At 32.2% G+C, this 1,946-nt stretch carries 1 CRISPR repeat array.

The window, feature by feature from the left end:
- Positions 1–55: 55 nt before the first annotated feature.
- A CRISPR array of direct repeats spans positions 56–1,922; the repeat unit is 30 nt; unit sequence GCTGAACCATAACATAAGATGTTTTTAAAT.
- Positions 1,923–1,946 lie beyond the last annotated feature (24 nt).

Below are 1,946 nucleotides of genomic sequence, written 5' to 3'. Positions count from 1 at the left end.
AACATAAGATGTTTTTAAATATCAAGTATCTTTTTTCAAGTCCTGATTCTATAAAGCTGAACCATAACATAAGATGTTTTTAAATGATGTTACCCATTTCTTAAACTCTTTAGCTTCTTTTGCTGAACCATAACATAAGATGTTTTTAAATGACACGGGTGGCGTTGATTATGTAGCAGATAACGCTGCTGAACCATAACATAAGATGTTTTTAAATACCCTGTTTATTCGGAAACAAACGCAACAGCTATATGCTGAACCATAACATAAGATGTTTTTAAATGTAACGGTTCTTATGCTACCTAAAAGCTCATAGCCGGCTGAACCATAACATAAGATGTTTTTAAATTCAATGAGATTGTCAAAGAAACGGCGTCCTATATATGCTGAACCATAACATAAGATGTTTTTAAATAGAACAATCGTATTGAAAAATTCTCCGGTTCTTTTGGCTGAACCATAACATAAGATGTTTTTAAATTTATAGAATCAGAATACTTAACTGTTAAACTATATGCTGAACCATAACATAAGATGTTTTTAAATTCAATATATTTATCTTAACCATGCGACATCATTGCTGAACCATAACATAAGATGTTTTTAAATTTATAAACAACTGTACCAGTATAAACTGTACTTAAGCTGAACCATAACATAAGATGTTTTTAAATAAGTTGGCCGTAACCTTAAACGGCAAAACAGGAGGGCTGAACCATAACATAAGATGTTTTTAAATTTTTGTGGGATGTCCATTTTGCCATTGCCAGGGTGAAGCTGAACCATAACATAAGATGTTTTTAAATATTAGAGACTGTTTTCAAATCTCTAATCTGAAAATGCTGAACCATAACATAAGATGTTTTTAAATAACTTTTGAAAAAGAAAAGTAACAACTTTGTAATTAGCTGAACCATAACATAAGATGTTTTTAAATACGTTAGCCGCCATAGGCGGCGTATAGTAGCACGCTGAACCATAACATAAGATGTTTTTAAATGGTGTTATCTATCCTGTTTATTGATAAAGTCGTTTAGCTGAACCATAACATAAGATGTTTTTAAATTGAATGTAAAATGATAAGTTTTGACGCTGGACACCGCTGAACCATAACATAAGATGTTTTTAAATGTTAATGGCGGTTGGGTATAAATCGGTTTTTATGTTGCTGAACCATAACATAAGATGTTTTTAAATTTTGTTAGTGACCAGCCGGAGCGGAGACAACGGCCGCTGAACCATAACATAAGATGTTTTTAAATATGGACACAAGCGGCGTGTGAGATGTCACCGAATGAAGCTGAACCATAACATAAGATGTTTTTAAATGGTGTATTTTTTAGATTGTCTCTAAAAAATAAAAAGCTGAACCATAACATAAGATGTTTTTAAATTTCAGGCCGCCGCTGGTCATTCAGGCCGCCGCTGGTGCTGAACCATAACATAAGATGTTTTTAAATAAAGGCTGTCCTTTGATCAATTCAAAATCATAAAAGCTGAACCATAACATAAGATGTTTTTAAATTAATTAATTGTTGTTAATTCAATCTCGAAAAAATCGCTGAACCATAACATAAGATGTTTTTAAATTTTAAAATTGTCAACGCATTTATATAAACTGCATTACGCTGAACCATAACATAAGATGTTTTTAAATTGAATGTAAAATGATAAGTTTTGACGCTGGACACCTGCTGAACCATAACATAAGATGTTTTTAAATCCATTGGAAATTTTAAAAACTCCTTCAGGTTGTCCGCGCTGAACCATAACATAAGATGTTTTTAAATCGGATAAAAGTTTTATTAGGTGCCTTTTGTTCGATCGCTGAACCATAACATAAGATGTTTTTAAATCCTGAGTTCCGCTGAAAATCGGGGTTACGTTCGATAGCTGAACCATAACATAAGATGTTTTTAAATGCCTTATGTGTTAGGATAGTTGTC

Source organism: Acetobacterium sp. UBA5834 (assembly GCF_002435675.1).
GTDB lineage: Bacteria > Bacillota > Clostridia > Eubacteriales > Eubacteriaceae > Acetobacterium > Acetobacterium wieringae.
This window is presented reverse-complemented; position numbering and strand designations above follow the sequence as displayed.